Below are 21,085 nucleotides of genomic sequence, written 5' to 3' on the forward strand. Positions count from 1 at the left end.
AGCGCGATCAAAACAGCAGCGTGAGGCTGTAGAACAACGCACCGACGGCCGCCGAGGCAGGAATCGTGATCACCCAGGCGACCACGACGTTGCCGGCAACGCCCCAGCGCACGGCTGAGGCGCGGCGCGCGGTTCCGGCGCCTACTACGCAGCCGGTGATCGTGTGCGTGGTCGACACCGGGATTCCGAGCAGCGAAGCGCTGAACACCATGATCGAGCCGCCCAGCGAGGCGCTGAACCCTTGGTGGTGCGACAGCTTGGTGATGCGGCTGCCCATCGTTTCGATGATCTTCCAGCCGCCCGCCATGGTGCCTGCCGCCATTGCGATGTAGCAGCTGATCGCAACCCAGTGCGGCACTGCAAATTCGCCCTTGAGATAGCCGGTAGAGAACAGCAGCACCGTGATGACGCCCATCGTCTTCTGCGCGTCGTTGAGGCCATGGCTTACCGAATAGGCGGCCGAGGACAGCAGGTGAAGCGAGCGGAAGCTGCGCTCTGCTGTCTTGTTGCGTGCCCGCGCGAACAGCCAGCTCGAAATCAGCATGATCAGCATGGACAGGACCATGCCGAGAACCGGAGACAGGACGATCGCGATCAGCGTCTTGTTGAGGCCAGACCATTGGATGCCGGTAAAGCCGGCGTGCGCTACGCCTGCACCGACGATGCCCCCGACGAGCGCATGGCTCGACGACGAGGGAATTCCCTTGAGCCAGGTGACGACATTCCAGAACATCGCGCCCGCCAGAGCGCCGAACACAACGGCGGGAGTGACGAGATCCTTGTCGATAAGGCCCTTGCCGATGGTTTCAGCAACCTTGTGGAGGCTGGGAAACATGATCGTGAGGAAGTACGCGGCAAAATTGAAGCTGGCGGCGAACAGCACGGCGGGAACCGGCTTGAGTAGCTTGGTCGATACCACCGTCGCGATGGAATTGGCCGCGTCGTGCAGGCCATTTAGGAAGTCGAAGGCCAGCGCCACCAGCACCAGTCCCGCGAGCAGGGGGAAAGCTAGCTCGTGCATCAGGCGTGGTCGATCACGATACCGTCGATCTCGTTCGCCACGTCTTCGAACGCGTCGACGATGTACTCGAGATGCTTGTAGATTTCGCGTGCGACGATGAATTTGATCGTGGCGCGTTCGCCATGTTCCTTGAACGCGCGCTTCAGGCCCTGCCGGTGGATTTCGTCGGCGTGATTTTCCATGCGGACGAGCCGCTCGGTCAGTTCGTGAAGGCGCGTGCCGTTGCGGCCCACATCGCGCAGCAGCGGCATGGCTTCCGCAACAAGGCGCGCGGCATCGACGATGATCGCGCCCATGTCCTTCATTTCCTGCTCGAATTCGCGGACTTCGTACAAGTCGATGGCTTGGACGGCCCCCTGCATTTCGTCGATGGCATCATCCATCGCGCCGATCAGGCTGGTGATCGCGCTGCGGTCGAACGGGGTCAGGAAGGTTTCGCGGACGGTGCGCAGCATCTCGCGGATGATCTGGTCGCCATCGTTTTCGCGTTCGATCACTTCGCGGATGTGATCGGCGGAGTTGCCTGTGCCCTGCAGCAGGCGTGCTAGCGCGTCGGCGCCGGTGACAATCGTCTGGGCGTGGGCCTCGAACAATTCGAAGAAGTTACCGGTCTTCGGAAGAAGACGCTGGAACCAAGCGGACATCTGGAAAATCCTCGATTTACGGGCGACTTGCGCCAGCATGCTGGTGCGGCGCGTAGCCGCCTGGAATTCGTTGGGGGCGAAGCTGCGCATCAGTTCGCGAAGGTCAGGCTCGTCGACTTTTTCCGCAGCCTCGGCGAGGGTGAACCAGCGCCGCTCGCGTTGGCTGGCCTCTTTCCAGGCTTCGAGTTCGTCGGTCACGGCAAGCGGGAAGACGTCGACGTCGACCATTAGAGAGGCGCCGCTGCCCTTGCGCTTGCGATAGCGATAGGTACCGAGCGGCACGGGGCAGACCAGCCCGCGTACTCCGGCTTCCTCTTCCGCCTCGACCGCGGCGGCGGCGTGGCCCTCAAGCCCCGTGATCCCGTTGCCCTTGGGAACGACCCAGCGCCCGGTGCCTCGCGACGTCACCAGCAGGACGCGCACGGAGACGTCGGTTCCGCTTCCATCGGTGCGGTAGGGCAAGGCAGCAATCTGCTGAATGGCGGCTCTCCGGGGAAAAGCGGAAGCACCTGACTAAGCCATCCGCACGATTCGCGCGCAGCAAATGACGAGCAGAAAGACCTCTGTCAAACTTTGGTCAAGAATTGGCCGGGTCTTCGTGTTTCCGCGCTATTGCGAAACGCCGAGCGTTGCGAGTGCTTGTTCCAGATCCCGGCAAAGATAAGGCTTGGACAGAAATATCGAGCCGGCGACCGGTTTCGTTTCGTTGCCAGCGTACCCGCTTACGTAAATGACGCCGATCTGGGGGCGCATGTCACGGGTAAGGCGAGCCAATTCCCATCCATCGATGGCCCCGGGCGTTCGAATGTCGGTCAGCAGACAGTGGAGCGGCGTGCCCGATGATATGATGGTCCAGGCTTCCTCACAGGTGTTCGCGGCAATCACATCAAACCCGAGATCTTCCAGATCGGCCTGAGTCATTGCCCGCAGCAGTGGCTCATCCTCAACCAGACAGATTGTAGATGCCATCAGTTCCCCCGTCAGTCGGCATAAACAGGCGCACCGTCGTTCCGGTTCCCGGACTGGTTTCGATTTCGAGGCGGCCGCCCATCTGCTCAACGGAGCCGAACACCTGGCTCAGTCCAAGCCCCGTCCCCTTGCCAACTTCCTTGGTGGTGAAAAAGGGTTCCATCGCCCTTTCAAGTGTGGCGGAATCCATTCCGCAGCCGGTGTCGGCCACGCGTATCTCCACCAGCGCAGGAGCGGCAAGTCGCGTGCCGATGGTGATGGTGCCGCTCACGTCGATGGCATCGCGAGCGTTCAGGCCCAGGTTCAGCAGCGCCATTTCGAGCTGCGAGGCGTCGACAAGGCAGGGCGGCAGATCGTCGGCAAGATCGAGCGCCACTTCGATACGCGGACCCACGGTCTCGTCCAGCAGGTCGGCGGATGCACGGGCGATAGCGTTGATGTCGTGCGGCTGGCGCTGCAGGGGCTGCTGGCGGGTGAAGGCGAGCAGTTGATGCGTGAGCCTGGCCGCCCGCTCCGCGCCCTGTAGGGCGTTACCGATGGCCTTTTCGCCTTCCGGGGTTCCCGTTCCCTTGCGCTGGGCGCGATCGATGTTGCCGATGATCACGCCCAGGAGGTTGTTGAAATCGTGCGCGATGCCACCGGCCAGTTGGCCGATCGCCTGCATCTTCTGCGACTGGCGCAGCATTTCCTCGGCCCGCGCGCGTTCCAGCACTTCCTGCCGAAGCGCCTCGTTCACGCGCTCGAGCTGGGCGGGCGAGGGAATCGCGACAAGATTGGGCAACAGCCGCAGCAGGAGAACCGCCGTGACCAGCGATGCCATTGCGGTCACGACCTTGACCAGCGCCTCCCAGCCGTAAGCAGGGATCCACAGCGTCACGATCGAAAGAACGTGCGTCATCCCGCAGGCCAGGATGGATAGCCCGAAAGCTGCTAGCATCCAGCCGAACTTGATATCGCGCCGCATGGCGAGCAGCCGGAACAGCAGGATCGGTATTGAAAAATAGCAGGCAGCGATGACAGCGTCGGCTGCGACATGGGTCCAGATTAACGCGGGATCCCACAGCAGGCAGTAACCGTGTGGTGCCAAGCCCCTCACTGCAAGGAAAGTTTGTAGGTATTCCAGCACGTTAGTCTCTCCGTCCATGCGACGAAGGCGATGGACCCGAGTCCGATGCGTACGCGAGTTTTGGAAAGGAATCGATGCCTTTGGGGGGCAATCGGCAGGATAGCCCGGACAAGATCGGCAAGTCTGCCAATCGCCCATAACCCTCGCCGGGAGCGAGCAAGGGCGCCCGGATGGGTTCGATCTTTCCTTTCCTACACGCGGCTTCGTTGTTCTGCTTCAGGTGCGCTCGGGGTGACGCTTCGGTGCGGAAAATATCGCGACCCATACGCTCGGTCGTGAACGCTGGCAGATAGGATGGCCGCCGATGTTTAGCCTTTTGAGCCTCGCGCGTTATCGTACCGCGATCTGATTGATGGCGTGCCTTGTGCTTGCGGTCGCGCTGTCCATCGGGCTGCAGCATTCGATCGACCGCGCCGTGAAGGATGATCGCGCGCAATCGGCCGCGAGAGTCCTAGAGCAGGGCAAGCGCGCGGACGATGCGGCGGGCATCGTTTCCGCGTCCCGAGCAGCCAGGATTCAGCAGGAGAACGAAGATGTACGGCAAGCTGCGGCAAGCGGTGATGATCCCCTTGGCGATGGCTTGCGCCGCCTGCGGGCAAGCGCGCATCGGAACGATCAAGCCGCCCGCTGATCTCCTCGCCTGCGCGGACGAGCCCGTGGCACCCGATCTGCCCGGACGCGATCAGCAGGCCAGACGGGACGCGATGACGCTGGAATACATCTTGTCGCTGCGCTCGGCCTGGGGCGATTGCCACAGCAAGCTCTCAGGCATCGCGGCCTGGTCATCGTCGCAATGAGCATGGGAAAAGGCGATCACAGCGTGATCGCGCAGGGCGCACGAGAACGGAAGTTTCTGCTCTCGGCCAGCTTTCCGGATGGAAATGGCTCCCTGAGTAGGATTCGAACCTACGGCCGCTCGATTAACAGTCGAGAGCTCTACCGCTGAGCTATCAGGGAGCAGCCCCGGTTGCCCGGGGCAGGTGGGCGCTAATAACAGGCGATTCCGGTTTGGCAAGCGCCTGATGCGATGTTTTTTCAGACCATGAACTGCTCGGCGAAAATGCGCTCCTCGAGGCTCTGGCCGCGATCGAACAGCAGTGTCAGCCGATTGTCGGGGGCGGCGACCACGCGCACTTCGCTGACATCACGCACTTCGCGCTGATCGGCAACAACCGACACAGGACGCTTCACGGATTCGCGGGCGCGGAACACGATCTCGTAAGTTTCGGGCAGGATCGCGCCGCGCCAGCGGCGGGGCCGAAACGGACTGATCGGGGTCAGTGCCAGCATGTTGGACCCGAGAGGCAGGATCGGGCCGTTTGCCGAGAGGTTGTAGGCGGTTGAACCGGCAGGTGTCGCCACCAGTACGCCGTCGCAGGCGAGTTCGGGAATGCGCACCTTGCCGTTGACCGAAACCTCGAGCTTCGCGGTCTGGCGCGTTTCACGCAGCAGCGAAACTTCGTTGATCGCCCATGACGTTGCTGTTTCGCCGGTGTTCGTCGTCGCCTCCATGCGCAGCGGCGCGACGGCGATCGGCCGCGCCTTCGCAACGCGCTCGGCGATGCCGCGGCTCGACTTGTGCTTGTTCATCAGGAACCCGACGGTACCGAGGTTTAGCCCGAACACGGGAATGTTGGGTCCTTGCTCGAGCATCTGGTGCAGCACCTGGAGCATGAAGCCGTCGCCGCCCAACGCCACGACCACATCGGCCTCTGCGGGCGAAACCCAGTCGTGCAGCTTGCTCAGGGCTTCCTCGGCCTCCTGCGCCCGGTCGGTGGGCGAAGCGAGCAGCGCGAGGCGCTGGCTTTCGGGCATTGGTCGATCGTCCCTGTCTGTCGCAATTTCCGGCGGGTGATATGGAGCGCGCCAAACTGGTGCAATGCCAAAACAGCGAGTTGGTGATTTCAAGCAATTCTTCGCTTATGCGCAGTGCCGATGAAACGGGCTCTGGCTGAATCCGAACGAGACGTCCTGACCGGCTTGCCGGGGGCTGCAGGCGCGCGCGACTGGCTCGATGCAGCGGGCCGCGATGGTTTCGTCCAGGCGATGCAGGTCAGCCTGCAGCGGCTCCAGACCGTCAATCTCGCCTATGGCATGAGCGGTGGCGATCTCGCACTGGTCGAAGTGGCGCAGCGCATGGCCGATTTCGCTCTGGAGGAACTTGGGCCCGAAGCGCTCGTCGCTCGCAGCGGCGGCGCGGAGTTCATCATCGCCTCGCCCTTGCCGTTGAGCAGGGCGCGCTGGCACTGGCTGGCCGAGGCGCTAGGGCAGGCAATCAGCCGGCCGATGACGCTTGACGGCGAAGCAATCCGGCTGCAGCCGCGCACCGCCCTTATCCGCGGCCTGACGGGCGAAGGCGGGGCCGACCTGCTTGACCGGCTCGATCAGGCGAGCCTGGAACTGCTGCGTTCGCCTGCGCGCCGCATCCTCTGGGCCGATGGCAGCCATCCGGCGCGAGGCCAGAGCGCGGCCAGCCTCGAGGCCGAGCTCATCGGTGCGCTCCACCGCGACGAGATCACGGTGCTGTTCCAGCCGCAGTTCGATGTCGCAAGCGGGGCGCTGCATGGCGCCGAGGCGCTGGCGCGCTGGGAGCATCCCAAGTTTGGCCGGATCGGAGCCGAAACCCTTTTTGCGGTGGCGGAGCGCGGTGATCTCGTCACCCAGCTGACCGAGCATGTGGCGCAACGTGCGCTCGCTGCCGCGTTGACCTGGCCGAATACCTTGCGTCTTTCGCTCAACGTCACGGCCGAGGATTTCGCGCTGGGTCGTTTCGCCGAGACGATGGGTGCGCTGATCCGCAATTCCGGATTCGCGCCCGACAGGCTTACGCTGGAAATCACCGAGCGTACCCTGATTGCCGATTTCGAGGATTGCGCCACGGCCATCGCCGATCTTGCCGAAGACGGTGTTCGGGTTGCGCTCGATGATTTCGGCACCGGCTTTTCCAACTTCCGCGCCTTGAAGGCACTGCCGATCGACGCGCTCAAGCTCGACCGGTCGCTGGTCAAGGACATCGCACGGGATCGCCGGGACCGGGCCATCGTGTCGGCGATGATCGCGATGGCCCGCGCGCTCGACATGAAGATCGTGGCCGAAGGAGTCGAAACCGAAGCGCAGCTCGGCGTGCTGCGTGAGGAAGGCTGCGACATCTTCCAGGGCTTCCTGCGTGCAGGGCCGCTCGCCGCCCAGGACGTGACCGTGCTGGCCGAGCTCTAGGCCGCCTTCTTCGTCGCGCGCCGTGCGATTGCCGACAGGCCCTTGGTCAGCTGGACCAGGCCGTTGAGACGGCTCTCCGGATTTCCCCATGCGCGCTGGATGACGAGCTTGTTGTCCGGGCGCAGCTTGGCGACGCCGTTCAGACGTTCGACATAGCCGATCAGCCCCATCGGATCGGGGAAGTCGTCGTTGTGGAACGAGACGAGCGCACCCTTGGCGCCGACATCGATCTTGGCGATGCGCGCCTCGATCGCCTGCCGCTTGATCTCGATCAGCTTGAGCAGGTTCTGCGTCGGGCCGGGGAGGGGGCCAAAACGGTCGATCATCTCGGCCGCCAGAGCCTCGACCGCGTCTGCGCCTTCAGCATCGTTCATGCGACGATAGAGCGCCATGCGCACGGCAAGGTCGGGCACATAATCCTCAGGGATAAGGATCGGCGCATCGACGGTGATCTGGGGGCTGAGCGTGTCCCGTTCCTTCATCGCCGCAAGGTCGCCCGCCTTCGCGGCCAGAATCGCGTCCTCGAGCATCGACTGGTAAAGTTCGAAGCCGACTTCCTTGATATGGCCCGACTGTTCGTCGCCCAGCAGGTTGCCGGCGCCACGAAGGTCGAGGTCGTGCGTGGCCAGCTGGAATCCCGCGCCCAGCGAGTCGAGATCGCCCAGGACCTTCAATCGCTTCTCGGCGATTTCCGACAGTGCCTGGTCTTCCGGGAAGGTGAGATAGGCATATGCGCGCAGCTTGCCACGCCCCACGCGCCCGCGCAGCTGGTACAGCTGAGCCAGACCGAACCGCTCGGCGCGGTGCAGGATGATCGTGTTCGCGCTGGGAATATCGATCCCGCTTTCGACGATCGTGGTCGAAAGCAGCACTTCGTATTTCTTCTCGTAGAAGGCGCCCATGCGGTCCTCGACCTCGGTCGGGGTCATCTGGCCGTGCGCGGTCACGAAGCGGACCTCGGGCACGTTCAGGCGCAGCCATTCCTCCAGCTCGGGCATGTCGGCGATGCGTGGCACCACAATGAAGCTCTGCCCGCCGCGCTGGTGCTCGCGCATCAGCGCCTCGCGCATCACGACATCGTCCCAGGGCATGACGTAGGTGCGCACGGCGAGGCGGTCGACCGGTGGTGTCTGGATCGTGGAAAGCTCGCGAAGGCCCGACATCGCCATCTGCAGCGTGCGCGGGATCGGCGTTGCGGTGAGGGTGAGGACATGGACGTCCGCCTTCAGCTCCTTCAGCTTTTCCTTGTGGGTCACGCCAAAGCGCTGTTCCTCGTCGACAATGACCAGGCCAAGGCGCTTGAACTCGATCGATTTCGACAGCAGCGCATGCGTGCCGATGACGATGTCCATCGTCCCGTCGGCAAGGCCCGCCTTGGTCGTCGCCGCTTCCTTGGCGGGCACGAGGCGCGACAGGCGTCCGATATTGAGCGGGAAGCCGTTGAACCGTTCGACGAAGCCCGCGTAGTGCTGCCGCGCCAGCAGCGTCGTCGGCGCGATCACGGCGACCTGCTTGCCGGCCATCGCTGCGACGAACGCCGCGCGCAGGGCCACCTCGGTCTTCCCGAAGCCGACATCGCCGCATACCAGCCGGTCCATCGGCTTGCCCTCGGCCATGTCACCCAGCACGTCCTCGATGGCGCGCTCCTGGTCCTCCGTCTCGTCCCAGGGGAAGCGGTCGACAAACGGGCCGAAGCTGGCCGGATCGGCGGCAAGGACATCGGCTTGCCGCAGCGCGCGCTGCGCCGCGGTGGCCATCAGGCCGCCCGCCATCTCCAGAATGCGCTCGCGCATCCGCGCCTTGCGCCGCTGCCAGGCCTCTCCGCCCAGCTTGTCGAGCGCGACGCCATCGTTCTCTGCGCCGTAGCGCGAGAGGACGTCGAGGTTTTCGACCGGGATGTAAAGCTTGTCGCCACCGGCGTATTCAAGCTGGACGCAATCATGCGGGGAATCGCCGACGCCCACGGCCTCGAGCCCCAAGTACCGGCCGATGCCGTGCTCCATGTGCACGACGAGATCGCCCGGATTGAGCGCGGACAGTTCGGCCAGGAAGGCATCAGCGTCCTTACGCTTCTTCTTGCGGCGGACCAGCCGGTCGCCAAGGATGTCCTGCTCGGTCAGCAGCTCCAGTTCGGCATTGGCGAACCCCTGCTCCAGCGGCAGGACCACCGCAACCGGCTTGCCCTTGGCCGCAATCCCGAGCGCTTCCTGCCACGTGTCGGCCAGCGCCAGCGGTCCCTTGCCGGCATCGCCGAGAATCGATGAAAGCCGCGCGCGAGACCCGGTGGTGTAGGCGGCGACGATCGGCTTGAGACCGCGCGTGCCCAGGGCGGCAAGATGCTTGACCGCCGCTTCATAGACGTTGGCGCCCTGCGCGCGCTCGGGGGTAAAATCGCGGCTGCTCGAAAAGCCGAAGTCGACGGTCTGCTTCGAATCCGGTTCGGCAAAGATCGTGGCACGATGCACCGGCCAGCCGGCGAGCGCGCGCTCGAATTCCTCCCGCGCCAGATAGAGCGCGTTCTCGCCCAGCGGGCGATAGCTGGCTCCGCCGCGACTGACGCTCTCGATGCGCGCTTGATGGTAGTCGGCAATGTCGGAAAGCCGCGAATCCGCTGCCTTCAGCGCGCCGGCATCGATCACCACCAGGTCGTCATCGGCCGAAAGGTGATCGAACAGCGTGACGAGACGGTCCTCGAAAAGAGGCAGCCAGTGCTCCATGCCCGCGAGGCGACGCCCGTCGCTCACCGCCTGGTAGAGCGGATCGCTGGTTGCATTGGCGCCGAACATCTCGCGATAGCGGCTGCGGAAGCGCTTGATGCTGTCTTCGTCGAGCAGCGCCTCGCTGGCCGGGATCAGCAGGTGCGTCTCGACCGGCTGGACCGAACGCTGCGTGCCCGGATCGAACAGACGCAGGGTTTCAAGCTCGTCGCCAAAGAAGTCGAGCCGCAGGCCGTGATCGAGGCCGGTGGGATAGATGTCGAAGATCGAGCCGCGCACGGCATATTCGCCTGCATCGACCACCGTATCGGTACGGGTATAGCCTTGCCGCTGCAGCAGAGCGATCAGGCTTTCGCGGCCGATCTCTACGCCCGGCGTCAGAAGGCGCGTCGATTCCCGTATGCGGAAGGGCGTTAGCACGCGCTGCAGCACTGCGTTGATCGTCGTCACCAGCAATTGCGGCCGATCACGCTTCTGTTGCAGCTTCTGCAGGGCGGCAAGCCGTCGCGCGCTGATCGACAGGGCGGGGCTTGCGCGGTCGAACGGCAGGCAATCCCACGCCGGGAAATCGAGAACGTCGAGTTCAGGGGCGAAGAAGGCGGCGCTTTCGACGATCGCGCGTGCGGCGCTGTCGTCCGGCGCGATGAACACCGCGCGGCCCTTGGCGGCACGCGCAAGGTCGGCCAGCACCAGTGGCTGCGCGCCACGGGCGATGGAGGACAGGGTTAGCGGAGTCTTGGCCGAAAGGACCTTGGCGATGTCGGACATTGGTCAGGAAATGCTCGCGCTGCGCGATGGCTCCCGCCTCAGCGCGGGATATCCACGTAATCGAGCTTGCGCATCGCGTCCATCATCGTGCCCTGATACTCTTCCGGAACGGAGAGAGTGCCGAGCGCCCAGCCCATGATGTCGACGTCCTCTTCCTCGATCAAAGTTTCGAACCAGGTGACCTGCGCTTCGTCCCAGCCGGCGTGGAAGCGGTCGAAATAGCATCCGATCATGTAGTCGGCCTCGCGCGTACCCCGGTGCCAGGCGCGGAACTTGAGGCGGCGAAGTCGGTCGGGCTCGATCATGGCAGGCGCGTTATTCCAAGCGCGCGGCATACTCAAGGGCAGCCAACGGGCAGGTGCGCCCGTCACCGACCGCGAACCTGCCCTTGGCAGGGCACCTGCGTTCCGCTTATGTCCGCCGCGATGCGCCCCGACCTGCTCAATCCGCTGTTCGCCGAAACCGGCAGCCTCAAGGGCGTGGGGCCCGGTCTGGCGCGGCCGCTGGAAAAGCTGGGCCTCAGCAGGGTGCGGGATCTGGCCTATCACTTGCCTGACCGGTTCGTGACGCGCCGCGCCGTTGCCAACCTCGACGAGGCGAGCGTCGGCGAACAGATCGTTGTGGCGCTGACGGTGCGCGAGCATCGCGGTGCGTCGGGGCGCGGCCCTTATCGCATCCTTGCCGATGATGCGCTCGGCAACGTCGTGGCCCTCGTGTACTTCGGCCGCTCGTCCTTCACGGCCAAGAAGCAACTGCCGGTTGGCGAACGGCGGTGGGTTGCGGGCAGGCTCGACCAGTTTGGGCAATCGCTCCAGATCGTCCATCCCGATCATGTCGCCGAAGACGGCGCCGGGCTGATGGGACAGCTCAACGAGCCGGTCTATCCGCTGTCCGAGGGGCTGACGCAGGGCCGTATCCAGGCGCTCGTGCACCAGGCGATCGGCCTGCTGCCAGACCTGCCCGAATGGATCGAGCCCGGTCTCGTGGCGAAGCAAGGGTGGCCCGTGTGGAAGGACGCGGTGGTCGAAAGCCATCGTGCGCAGCATCCGGCGGCGCGCGATCGGCTGGCCTATGATGAACTGCTGGCGAACGCGCTCGCGCTGATGCTGGTTCGCTCGGCCAACCGCCAGCGCAGCGGAACGCCGCTGGTGGGCGATGGCAGGCTGCGGGCAAAGCTCAACCTGCCCTTTGCCCTGACCGGCGCCCAGACTCGCGCCATTGCCGAGATCGAGGGCGACATCGCGCAGGGCGCGCCAATGCTCCGCCTGCTCCAGGGCGATGTCGGCTCGGGCAAGACCGCGGTCGCGCTCCATGCGATGCTGGTCGCGGTGGAGGCAGGCGCGCAGGCCGCGCTGCTGGCTCCCACGGAAATCCTTGCGCGCCAGCATGCCGAGACGTTGACGCGGATGGCGACAGGCACCGGCGTCACGATCCAGCTGCTCACCGGGCGGGACAAGGGCAGGGCGCGCGAATCGATCCTCATGGGCCTGCTCGACGGGTCGATCGACATCTGCGTCGGCACCCACGCGATCTTCCAGGATGCGGTGGCGTATCGTAATCTCGGCCTTGTCGTGATCGACGAGCAGCACCGCTTCGGCGTCGGTCAGCGGTTGATGCTGACGCAGAAGGCGCGCCGCACGCCGCATTGCCTGGCCATGACCGCCACGCCCATCCCGCGTACCTTGACGCTGGCCCAGTACGGTGAAATGGACGTCTCGCGACTGGACGAGATGCCCCCCGGTCGGCAGGCGATCGACACACGGGTGGTTTCGCAGGAACGGCTTGCCGACGTGATCGATGGCATCGGCCGCCACATCGCCACCGGCGCGCAGGCCTACTGGGTGTGCCCCATGGTCCGCGAGCAGGAGACCGAGGACCTCGCTGCGGCCGAGGCTCGTCACGCGCTGCTGCAGGAACGCTTCGGCGATACGGTGGTGCTGGTCCACGGGCAGCTGCGGCCCGAGCTGAAGGACGCGGCGATGGAGCGCTTTGCCCGGGGCGACGCGAAACTGCTGGTTGCGACAACGGTGATCGAGGTGGGCGTCGATGTGCCCAATGCGACGCTGATGGTGATCGAACAGGCCGAACGCTTCGGCCTTGCCCAGTTGCACCAGCTGCGTGGACGCGTGGGACGCGGCAGCCAGAAGTCCACGTGTTTGCTTCTGCGCGGTGAAGCGCTTTCCGAAGTCGGGCGCGAGCGGCTCGCCCTCATGCGGGAAACACAGGACGGATTCCAGCTTGCCGAAGAGGATCTGCGGCTGCGCGGCGGCGGCGAACTGCTCGGCACGCGGCAGTCGGGAGATACCCCATTCCGCGTTGCCGACTTCGAACAGATCGCGCGGCTGCTTCCCCTCGCGCATGATGATGCGAGGCTGCTGATGGAGCGCGATGGCGGCCTCTCGTCGCCACGCGGCGAAGCAGCGCGCATCCTGCTATACCTGTTCGAGCGAGACTGGGGCGTCCAGCTGCTGCGCGGAGGCTAAGACGCCCTGGCAAGGTTTCCCTCACTAAGGCGTCTTGTCCCCTGGCCGGGATGATCAGGCGGCGAGCTTGACCACGCTGACCTGCGCCGGCGGCAGTTCGCCGGTCTTGGCCTGCGCCATCAGCTCGGTCTTGCGCGCGAGCATCTGGTCGCGCAGCTCCACCATATCGAGGCCGGTTGCGCGGGCTTGCGAAAACATGCCCTCGGACCGCGCTTCTTCCTCATGGACGTGGTGCTTGATCTCTTCGGACAGCACCTTGATCTTGGCGTCGAAGAAATCGTCCTCTGGATCGCTGGCCATGATGTCATTGATCAGCACCTTGGCGCCGTCGTGCTCGACATAGGCTTCGGTCCAGGTTTCCTGTTCGATCTTGCCCTTCAGCGCAGGGTAGAAGATCTCTTCCTCGATGATCGTGTGGATCTTCAGCTCATTGCAGATCTGCCGGGCGAGGTCCGGCTTTTTCGCGTCAGATGCGGTTTCGTACTTGGCGAACAAGTCCTCGACCTTGCGATGATCTGCCTTCAGCAGTGCAATGGCGTCCGAATAGGTGGGGGATTTTGGCACGGGCGGTCTCCTGTTCCGTCCGGCGCGTGGCAGGCGCCGTTCGTCCAGACAGTGCGCCAAAGCGTGCAAGGTTCCGAAAGTGCTTGGGAACAAACGAAAAAGCCGCCCCGAAGGACGGCCGTTCGTTCATCGCCAGAAGATGAAGTGGTCGGGGAAAGAGGATTCGAACCTCCGGCCCCTGCCTCCCGAAGACGTAGAACCTGACGGCATTCCGTGGTTTTTCGTGCCGTTCGACGCTGAACCGGTGCCCTATCATGGCGTCTGTTCACGCCTCGTTCCGGTCCAAGGTTCATTTCGTGGCTTCGGCCCCTGTCTGCGGGGTGAAGTATGACCGCCGCGCTCTACATCATCGCCGCGCTCGCCAGCATGGGAGCCAAGACCAACCTTGCCCCGAATTAATCCGCCTTTCATCGTCCCACTGGCCCGTCAGGCGCATCCTCACCGCGGCAATTCTGCCTGAGAGGATGGACCGATGAAGAAGCTGCTTACCGTCGCGCTGTTCGCGATTTCCGCCGTCGCAATCCCGATGACTGCCGACGCCGCGCCCTGCAAGGACGCCAAGGGTAAGTTCACGAAGTGCCCGCCAGCCGCTGCCAAGGCAGCCGCCCCAGCAAAGGTCAAGCAGTGTCGCGACGCGAAGGGCCGCTTCAAGAAGTGCTGATCAATCGGGCCTTGCCTACTGCCACCAGCGGGCGAGGCCCAACCCCACCAGATAGGCGCCAGCGTCCTTCCCGCCCACGGTGATGCGGGCCAGCGTGCGCCCATACTTGTCCTGCCCAAGCCGTTCGATCCGCGCGTGCCCGCCGGCCAGGAACTGCTGCAGTGCATCGCGCGCGGCATAGCCGCTCTTGTAGTCGCACCAGCCAAATGCCTTGCGATAGTCGTGGCACTTGGGGCTGTCAGGCAGCTCGGGCGCGTCGATGTTGGCAATGCGGATTCGCTCCGCACCGCATCGGATCGTGTCGCCATCGTGGACGGAAGGGGTGGCGCACAAGGCCGCACCGGCGGCTAGGATCTGAATCAGGCTCATTCGCCCCATCTAGCGTTTTTTGCAGACCAATCGGCCCCTACCGTTCCCACGAAAGGCAGCAGAGGGGTGTATAAATGATCGATTTCAGGAGACGATCTCCTCCGGAATTTCGAGCCTGTCCATGGCCATCTGAACGTAAGCTCCTGCAATCTGGTCTATTTTGTCCTCGTCCAGAAGCGAGATCGCCTGTCTAAGGCAGCCAATGACGTCGAGCCGGGTGCATCGGCTATCGGCGTTTCGCGTCATCAAATCGTTCTGATTGGTCATATCAAATCTTATTATCCCATCCGGCTGTCGCACACTGACAAAAGACAGCACCATTTCCGCCGGATTAAACTCTTGGCCCCGCCGAACCCGTCGCCCGAACGCTGAAATTAAAGGAGATTGTAACCTCGGCGAGCGGTTGCACTGGACGCATGCAACATCCTGCGCAAACTACCCGATCATGGATGGCCCAGCAAAGCATGCCGCCGCTCATCTCGAACAAGCGCTCACTCACCTCGAGGCCGCGCTGATCTATTGGCAGATCGGTAGCTGGCGCAAGGAATTGACTGATCTGTCCGAACGCCTCGCCATCGTTATCGATGAAGGCGGTCCGATGCCGTCGGTCGCCTAGTCGTACATCACCGGCACGATATTCGGGCGCTTCCTGCCGCAGCCCTCGCAACGCAGAAGCTGGCGAACAGACTGCAAATCGCGCGGGAGATTGCGGCGCTGGATTACCACTGACAGGCTCAACGCCTTAAGCAGCGCAACTCGGCCGCATTGCTCGCAGGTGACGCGAAGGTCCATACCGTGCCGGACCAGGTCTGCAATCGTATCGAGCCGCTTCATTCCCATCGCGACACGAGAACGAATAAGGAACATTCGCGCAATCGATTCCATTTCAAAGGGGGCGAGATTGCTCCATTTAGGCAATGGCTGACCTTGAGAATGGCGAGGAAATCGATAAGCCCCCACGCGCGCAAATTCGCGCAATACAGGGGAATCACATGAAGTTGTTCGGCTTTGCAGCCATGGCCAGCCTGATGGCTGCCGCAGTTCCAGCCTATGCCCAGACCGAAACGGCCACCCCAGCAGCGATGGCTGCGGTGACCCTTCCTACCAGCACTGTCGTTTCGGTCACGCCGGAACAGGAAATTTCGTCGAAGAAGATCGAGCTGGGCCAGAAGGTTGCGTTCCGGGTCGTCAACGACGTGACCGAACAGGGCAAGGTTGTGATTCCGCGCGGCTCGCTTGTCGAAGGCACGATCAGCTTCAAGACCGGCAAGGCGATCGGCGGAAAGTCGGGCAAGTTTGAAGTCACCTTCAACAAGGTGAACGTGCGTGGCAAGGATTACGCGCTGCGCGGCGTCCACCGCCAAGAGGGCAAGGGCAACACCGTTGCTGCCGTATTCGGATCGATGTTGGTGAGCGGCCGGTCGGCTGTGATGCAACCTGGCCAGTACGTGGACGCCTTCACCGCCGAACCGATCCCCTCCGCCTGACCTTAGGGCGGGCCTGCTACTTGGGCGAGGCCCGCCCAACCCACGCCGCGATCCCCGAAAGCTTGCTGTGGCAATCGCCCCAAGCCGATCGCAGTGAAAGGATGTATTCCAGCGTGATGGTATCGCGCCGCGCCTGCTGATCGCGGCCGGGAAGATCCGGGGCGACCGGTTCGTCGGCGCAGGTGACCAGATCAGCAAGCGGCTTTATCGTCGCGACGCGCTCCTGCCCGCAGGCTGCGCAGGCCATCGCCAAGGGGATCATCACCGCTAGCCGCAGCTTGCCGAGCATTGTCGTTTTCCTTTTCAGTTTGCGGTGCTTTGGACGCGGCGACTTTGCCGGCAATATCGTCGGCCCGCTTGCCCTGCTCGAGCGCCCTGGTGTTGGTTGCCGCACGGTCCACCACGACTGCGCGGTCAACGTAGTGCTGCAGGCCGAACCATAGCACGGCAGTGATTGCCAAGCCCGCGATAACGGTCACGCCTGTCCGCGAAATCATCAGTGGCGATAAGCCGAACATTGCCTGGGTCTCCTAAGGCTGGGACCTCGTTGCCGCGGCGGATTCGTGCGTGGGCCATTCCAATTGCGGTAGGCGAAGCGGAGCAGCTGCCCAATGGAACCGGGATTAAGGGTTAGCAAAAGTACGTGCCCGACATTTCCTCAGCCTAAACCATCATTTGCTAGGCATGTCCTCGCCGGACAGAGGGCAAACTTCCGGCACCCCATGCTCTCGAACACCCGGACCCGTTGCATCAAGGTCCGGGTGTTCACTTCTCCTAGATCGCGTCGTTCACCGTAGGGTACAAATCACCTCACGGTGCCCCCGATTATAGGAGGGGCAGTGTTGGAGCCAACGCCGTTGCCAGCGGCTGAGATGGACCAGACGGCCATTTAGCAGCCGGCGCCGAACTGCACCGAGCCGCCGCCGGTACTTTTCACTTTCCCGGTCCAGCCGGTCAGGTCGCAAGCCTTGATGACCAGCTTGGCACCCTTCTCGGACTGGACCAGGGCACCGCCGCCGATCGCGACCAGCTTGTCGATGACGTAGCTGCCGCCGTTGCCGCTGATCCAGATATGCGCCCATCCGGGATTGACCGAAGTGAGCGTCGAGGCGGTGCCGGTTCCCCACAACCGGAAACTGCGGTGGCTGACGTTGCGCGCAGTGACGTTCTCAAGCCGCAGGTTGGTCGCCTTGCAGTCCACCGCGCCGTCGGTGATGTCCTCGATCACCACGTCGCGGATCGTGACGTTCCGCGCCCCGCGCTCGCAATCGATCCCGTCTGCATTCGGGTAGCGGGCGGGCCGCGCGTTCTTGAAGCCGGCGATGTAGCCGCGCTCGATCAGGATGTCGTGCGGGGTCTCGGTGGCCCTCATCCCGAGCTGGATGCCCATGGGATAGTCGTTCGTGTCGGTCGAGCCGACATAGCGGATCGCGAAGTCGCGGATGGTCCAGCGGGCACTGTTTCCCCGGACGAAGATCCCGCGCTTGGTGACGTTCGCGGAGATCCGCTTGATCGTCACGTCATTGATTGTCAGCGCGGCCGACTTCTTCGGGGTGGCGAACATGCGGCCTTTGTCGAGAACGATGTCGCTGATGTTTACCCCGCTGGTCGACAGCGGGAACGCGTCCATCGCACGGATGGCCCGGACCTTGCTGGTGCTCCGGTAGGCGATCTGTCCGCTGGGCCCGAAGTCCTTTGCCCGCGTGACAATCGGAGGAGCGGGCGCAACGGCGGTCTGCGCGGCCAGCGGTGAAGCTAGCAGCGCGAGGAGAAGAATGAGGTAGCGCATTAGTGCTGATCCTTACATCATAGTGGCGAAGAACTGGCCAAGTGTCTTGTCCATGTATGTGGGCATGACGATGACCCGCTTGATTGAGCCGGTGAAGTTCCGATCGCCTCCTTCACGGCCACCGACGAGCAAGCTGGAAAGCTGCGACGAAAGGTTGCCCGCCATGTTCACACCTGTGCCGCTGCTAGTCGCTGTGTTGTCAGAGAGGCGCGTACCCTTGCCGCCCGCTGTCAGCGCCAGTCGCGTGTTGGCGGCCACGGTGTTGTGGGTTTGCGTCGTGGTCGTTCCGACGTTGCTCCCCCCGGTGAAAGCTTGCGCGATTATCATCGCGTCTGTTCCCCACGACAGGAGCATTATTTCATCGGTCGCTACCCCGTCGTTTCCGTCATCGAGTGCAGCGATCCACTGAGAGTTTCCGCTGGGCAAGGTCCCTGTCTGTACCCAAGCGGCAATGGTGGCCCCGACGCTCGGATCAATGGTTGAGGGAAGCGCGACCCGGTGGTTGGTGGCACCAGCGCCCCACTTGGTTACGCGGCTGTCAGCCTCGAAAGCCGCTAGCGACGTGAAGACGCTGCTCCCGATTCGGAAGATGCCAAGGTTGTAGTTGAGGTCCACCAGCGGCGTGAAATACGGCACGAACGGGGTGCCAACCAAACCGCTGCCTGCCTTCACACTGTAGGACAGCTTGGCGATCCGCTCTTGTGACGATGCCGCAACGCCCTTGACCATGATGAACGGGTAGTACGTCTTGGTCGGGTCAAGGAACGACACCGGCCCGGCAGAGAAATCGCCAGCTTCAACGCCCTGCGACAGCCACACGATACGCCCGGTGCGAACATACCAGCGCAGCCCGTAGTCCTTGTTCTGCTTGGAGTAGTTGAAGCCAGCGGCCCCAGCAGCAGAGTTTTCCGCCAGCGAGCCGAAGCCAGGGCCAGTCGTGTCCACCTGCGTGGAGTAGCGCGTGCCACCAAGGTTGAGCGTCTTGTAAAGCCGGTGAGCCGAGCCAGACGGATGGCTTTCGACGTACACACTATCTTTCGTCAAGACGGTGTTGTCCGCTGGGGCCGAGGTGAACCCGAGTGCGAAGTGCCGCGAGTTGGTGATCAGCGAAATCAGGTTCTCGACTTGGATATCGACGTATTCCGTGCTGTTCGGGACGAACCCGTTGCCAAACTCGAAATGCTGGTCGGTCGCCGCAATCGTGGCCGTCTTACCCAGTCCGCCGTAGGCGAAAGAAGGCGTGCCAACATCGACCGCCGTGAAGCCAGCAGGGATGGCGGTAGCAGTGGTGTAGTCAGCCACGTAGCTCGTGCGGCCAGCTGGCGGCGACTGCGTAGGCAGGGAGAACACCATTTCCGGGCCGTTTAGCGGGGACGTGATGACGTTGATCCCGTTGTTGCTGTCAGCAGCATTGCGGCCTTGGCTCATCGCGAACACGCGCGTGCTGTCGATTGAGATGATGTTGCTTATGCCCACCGCCATTTGATCGTAGGTTCCTGCCGCGCCCGTCGCTAGAAGCTGCGTGCCTTGGGAAATGACGTAACGCCCATCATCCGAAATCAACGCCTCAAAGGGCGAAGTAGTGGTCGGGTTCGTCCCGAAGCTCGACGTGCCCCATGCGGAGACACCCGCCCAGCCCTGGCGCGTCATGCGAAGTGCGGAGGGTAGGGCTGCGAGATAGGGGCCGTAAGTGCCGGGAGGCGGACAAGCATCGGTGACGGGGCCAGCCTGTCCACCCACCGGGCCTAGCCAGGTCCACGCCCCCTTCGGGTCGTTAGCCCCCCACATGCCTAGCTGCCCATCCGACGAGCCTTCGACCAGCGAGTAGCCCATCCAAGGGTAGGGCACTCCGGAGAGGCCGGGGTTGCGATACCATTTCAAGTATCCGGTATGCTTGTTCGCGTCTGAAGCGACAGAGCCGATTTCCGGCGACGGGACGAGAAGGAAAGCACCGCCTCCGTCATAGGTGAAATTAAGGCCGTTGGTGCTGTAGGCCCGCAACGAAAGCTGACCGTTCCAGCCTGCAATAATCCCTGCCCGCACCTGATAGGTCATCATGTAGGAGCCGTCGTCGAGGCGGTTAACCCACGCCGTTTCGGTCTGCGACGAGCCAGGATGAATGAAGATCGGGTTGCCTGCGGGCTTGGGGCCTGTGACGTTGGCGAACCATCCGGCGGCCAGCGCCTCGTCATAGGTTTTCCAGTTCGCCGCGACGCCTGGATCGCCGTAGCAGCAAATCAACCAGATACCGCCCGCCCCAGTGTCGTGGTCGGTCGAGAAGAAGGAGAGGTAGTCGACCTTGCCTGCATACATTGGGTCAGAGCGAACATCGACCAGGCAGGGAGAATATGGGCCAAGGCTGGTCGTGCCCATGCCAAGCCCATCGCGCGTGTACAGCGGCGTCGATTGAGCCCGGCTGAAATTGTAAGCCGGCGCCATGATCGACGACGACGACGAGACGACGATGGAGACCGGCGTGGTGCGCGGAGAGTTTGCGGCCCCCGCCAGCGTTTCCACCAACGAGAAGTTGTAGGTTGCGGGAGTAGTCGGCGTACCGGTGATCGTCCGAGCCGCACTGTTGAGCGTCATGCCAGGCGGAAGCGTCCCGGAAACCGTGATCGTCGAACCCAGCGTTGCGTTGTTGATGTTGATCGTCGCCGCAGAGCCTTGCGGGGCGAGCGTGGTCGAAAGCGCCAGATCCACAAGATTGACCGCGCCCGCGGTGCTGAACGTTACATCGACCGTGGCAACCGACGCCCCCGCCGCGCTGATCGTGAATGTCTGCGCGCCTGCCGAAGCTGCGGTAAGGCCGACCGATACCTTCCAGCCTGCCGCCTCCGAACCAGAGATAACCAAGCGGCCATCGTTCGGGCTGATCGTTGGCGTTTGGCCGGTCGGCACGTTCGACAGGTTCGCCAAAAGCGTGCCGGGTGTTGCACTGGTCGAGACGGTCGCGGTCGAGGGCGAAGCCGCCATCGCGTATTGCCCGGTTAATGTAACAGGGATCAGCACGCCGACACCATCTGCTTGCGTGACGCGGGCGACAGCAGAAATGCTCGAACCTGCGGCCAAAGCCGTGGATATGGATGCGGTGAGCTGGCTTCCCGATGAACCAAATGTAATGGCTGTCGAGCCGCTATCCCGAGCCACTGTGAGCGGGGGCGTCAAACCGGTTGCCCAAGCACCAACAACGCCAGTGCCGGACAGGAGGTAAGCGGACTTAGCGGTCGGCGCACCGGAGCCGCGGGCGCTGGCGTTGATGATCCGCATG

The 21,085-nt window shown here is 63.4% G+C and carries 20 protein-coding genes and 1 tRNA gene; 6 read left to right on the forward strand and 15 right to left on the reverse strand.

The genetic code is table 11. From position 1 onward, the window contains the following. Positions 1–7: 7 nt before the first annotated feature. The 4 genes from AACH40_RS05695 to AACH40_RS05710 all read right to left on the reverse strand — a co-directional run bounded on the left by AACH40_RS05695 (position 8) and on the right by AACH40_RS05710 (position 3,898). Entirely contained in the window at positions 8–1,021 is a 1,014-nt protein-coding gene (locus AACH40_RS05695; protein WP_338644633.1) for an inorganic phosphate transporter, read from the reverse strand. Continuing rightward, positions 1,021–2,127: a DUF47 family protein gene (locus tag AACH40_RS05700; protein ID WP_206069418.1), complete on the reverse strand. Its 1,107-nt coding sequence runs from the start codon at positions 2,125–2,127 to the stop codon at positions 1,021–1,023. Before AACH40_RS05700 ends, AACH40_RS05695 begins: the two co-directional genes overlap by 1 nt. Before the next feature lie 147 nt (positions 2,128–2,274). Further along, on the reverse strand, positions 2,275–2,634 hold the full coding sequence (locus tag AACH40_RS05705) for a response regulator (RefSeq protein WP_338644636.1): 360 nt from the start codon (positions 2,632–2,634) through the stop codon (positions 2,275–2,277). Continuing rightward, on the reverse strand, positions 2,609–3,898 hold the full coding sequence (locus AACH40_RS05710; RefSeq protein ID WP_338644638.1) for a sensor histidine kinase: 1,290 nt from the start codon (positions 3,896–3,898) through the stop codon (positions 2,609–2,611). Before AACH40_RS05710 ends, AACH40_RS05705 begins: the two co-directional genes overlap by 26 nt. A gap of 395 nt (positions 3,899–4,293) precedes the next feature. Between AACH40_RS05710 and AACH40_RS05715 the strand changes: the two genes are divergently transcribed. Beyond that, positions 4,294–4,557, forward strand: coding sequence for a hypothetical protein (locus tag AACH40_RS05715; protein WP_338644640.1), 264 nt, complete (start codon positions 4,294–4,296; stop codon positions 4,555–4,557). A gap of 85 nt (positions 4,558–4,642) precedes the next feature. Here the strand turns inward: AACH40_RS05715 and AACH40_RS05720 are convergent. Continuing rightward, positions 4,643–4,717 (reverse strand) — tRNA-Asn (locus AACH40_RS05720). Positions 4,718–4,795: 78 nt separating this feature from the next. Continuing rightward, complete coding sequence (locus AACH40_RS05725; RefSeq protein WP_338644642.1) at positions 4,796–5,575, reverse strand: NAD kinase; 780 nt, start codon at positions 5,573–5,575, stop codon at positions 4,796–4,798. 120 nt (positions 5,576–5,695) lie between these two features. On the opposite strand from AACH40_RS05725, the gene AACH40_RS05730 reads away from it, so the two are divergent. Next, positions 5,696–6,976, forward strand: coding sequence for a GGDEF domain-containing phosphodiesterase (locus AACH40_RS05730; RefSeq protein WP_338644644.1), 1,281 nt, complete (start codon positions 5,696–5,698; stop codon positions 6,974–6,976). Here AACH40_RS05730 and mfd read toward each other — a convergent pair. Together mfd and AACH40_RS05740 are read right to left on the reverse strand one after the other, a co-directional pair. Continuing rightward, positions 6,973–10,461: a transcription-repair coupling factor gene (gene mfd / locus AACH40_RS05735; protein ID WP_338644646.1), complete on the reverse strand. Its 3,489-nt coding sequence runs from the start codon at positions 10,459–10,461 to the stop codon at positions 6,973–6,975. The two genes, AACH40_RS05730 and mfd, sit on opposite strands and share 4 nt — an antisense overlap. Positions 10,462–10,499: 38 nt before the next feature. Further along, positions 10,500–10,766, reverse strand: a complete 267-nt coding sequence (locus AACH40_RS05740) for a succinate dehydrogenase assembly factor 2 (protein ID WP_169492677.1) — start codon at positions 10,764–10,766, stop codon at positions 10,500–10,502. 120 nt (positions 10,767–10,886) lie between these two features. On the opposite strand from AACH40_RS05740, the gene recG reads away from it, so the two are divergent. Continuing rightward, positions 10,887–12,944, forward strand: coding sequence for an ATP-dependent DNA helicase RecG (recG, locus tag AACH40_RS05745; RefSeq protein WP_338645938.1), 2,058 nt, complete (start codon positions 10,887–10,889; stop codon positions 12,942–12,944). A 54-nt stretch (positions 12,945–12,998) separates the two neighbouring features. Here the strand turns inward: recG and AACH40_RS05750 are convergent, their stop codons facing one another. Continuing rightward, positions 12,999–13,508 (reverse strand): hemerythrin domain-containing protein, encoded by a 510-nt coding sequence (locus AACH40_RS05750; protein WP_338644648.1) that lies wholly within the window; start codon positions 13,506–13,508, stop codon positions 12,999–13,001. A gap of 472 nt (positions 13,509–13,980) precedes the next feature. Between AACH40_RS05750 and AACH40_RS05755 the strand changes: the two genes are divergently transcribed. Next, positions 13,981–14,169 (forward strand): hypothetical protein, encoded by a 189-nt coding sequence (locus AACH40_RS05755; protein WP_338644650.1) that lies wholly within the window; start codon positions 13,981–13,983, stop codon positions 14,167–14,169. A 15-nt stretch (positions 14,170–14,184) separates the two neighbouring features. On the opposite strand, the gene AACH40_RS05760 is transcribed toward AACH40_RS05755, so the two are convergent. Both AACH40_RS05760 and AACH40_RS05765 read right to left on the reverse strand, forming a co-directional pair. Then, on the reverse strand, positions 14,185–14,538 hold the full coding sequence (locus AACH40_RS05760; RefSeq protein ID WP_338644652.1) for a thermonuclease family protein: 354 nt from the start codon (positions 14,536–14,538) through the stop codon (positions 14,185–14,187). Positions 14,539–14,622: 84 nt separating this feature from the next. Beyond that, on the reverse strand, positions 14,623–14,805 hold the full coding sequence (locus AACH40_RS05765) for a hypothetical protein (RefSeq protein WP_338644654.1): 183 nt from the start codon (positions 14,803–14,805) through the stop codon (positions 14,623–14,625). 178 nt (positions 14,806–14,983) lie between these two features. Here AACH40_RS05765 and AACH40_RS05770 point away from each other — a divergent pair, with 178 nt between their 5' ends. Beyond that, positions 14,984–15,154, forward strand: coding sequence for a hypothetical protein (locus AACH40_RS05770; protein WP_338644655.1), 171 nt, complete (start codon positions 14,984–14,986; stop codon positions 15,152–15,154). Here the strand turns inward: AACH40_RS05770 and AACH40_RS05775 are convergent. Beyond that, entirely contained in the window at positions 15,151–15,516 is a 366-nt protein-coding gene (locus AACH40_RS05775; protein ID WP_338644657.1) for a hypothetical protein, read from the reverse strand. The genes AACH40_RS05770 and AACH40_RS05775 overlap by 4 nt on opposite strands. Positions 15,517–15,530: 14 nt before the next feature. Here AACH40_RS05775 and AACH40_RS05780 point away from each other — a divergent pair, with 14 nt between their 5' ends. Next, positions 15,531–16,025: a hypothetical protein gene (locus tag AACH40_RS05780; RefSeq protein ID WP_338644659.1), complete on the forward strand. Its 495-nt coding sequence runs from the start codon at positions 15,531–15,533 to the stop codon at positions 16,023–16,025. Positions 16,026–16,041: 16 nt separating this feature from the next. Here AACH40_RS05780 and AACH40_RS05785 read toward each other — a convergent pair whose 3' ends face one another. The 3 genes from AACH40_RS05785 to AACH40_RS05795 all read right to left on the reverse strand — a co-directional run bounded on the left by AACH40_RS05785 (position 16,042) and on the right by AACH40_RS05795 (position 21,084). After that, positions 16,042–16,314 (reverse strand): hypothetical protein, encoded by a 273-nt coding sequence (locus AACH40_RS05785; RefSeq protein ID WP_338644661.1) that lies wholly within the window; start codon positions 16,312–16,314, stop codon positions 16,042–16,044. 600 nt (positions 16,315–16,914) lie between these two features. Continuing rightward, entirely contained in the window at positions 16,915–17,814 is a 900-nt protein-coding gene (locus AACH40_RS05790; protein ID WP_338644663.1) for a hypothetical protein, read from the reverse strand. Between the two features lie 12 nt (positions 17,815–17,826). Further along, on the reverse strand, positions 17,827–21,084 hold the full coding sequence (locus AACH40_RS05795) for an Ig domain-containing protein (RefSeq protein WP_338644665.1): 3,258 nt from the start codon (positions 21,082–21,084) through the stop codon (positions 17,827–17,829). Position 21,085 lies beyond the last annotated feature (1 nt).

It is taken from the genome of Novosphingobium olei (assembly GCF_037076535.1).
Classification (GTDB): domain Bacteria; phylum Pseudomonadota; class Alphaproteobacteria; order Sphingomonadales; family Sphingomonadaceae; genus Novosphingobium; species Novosphingobium olei.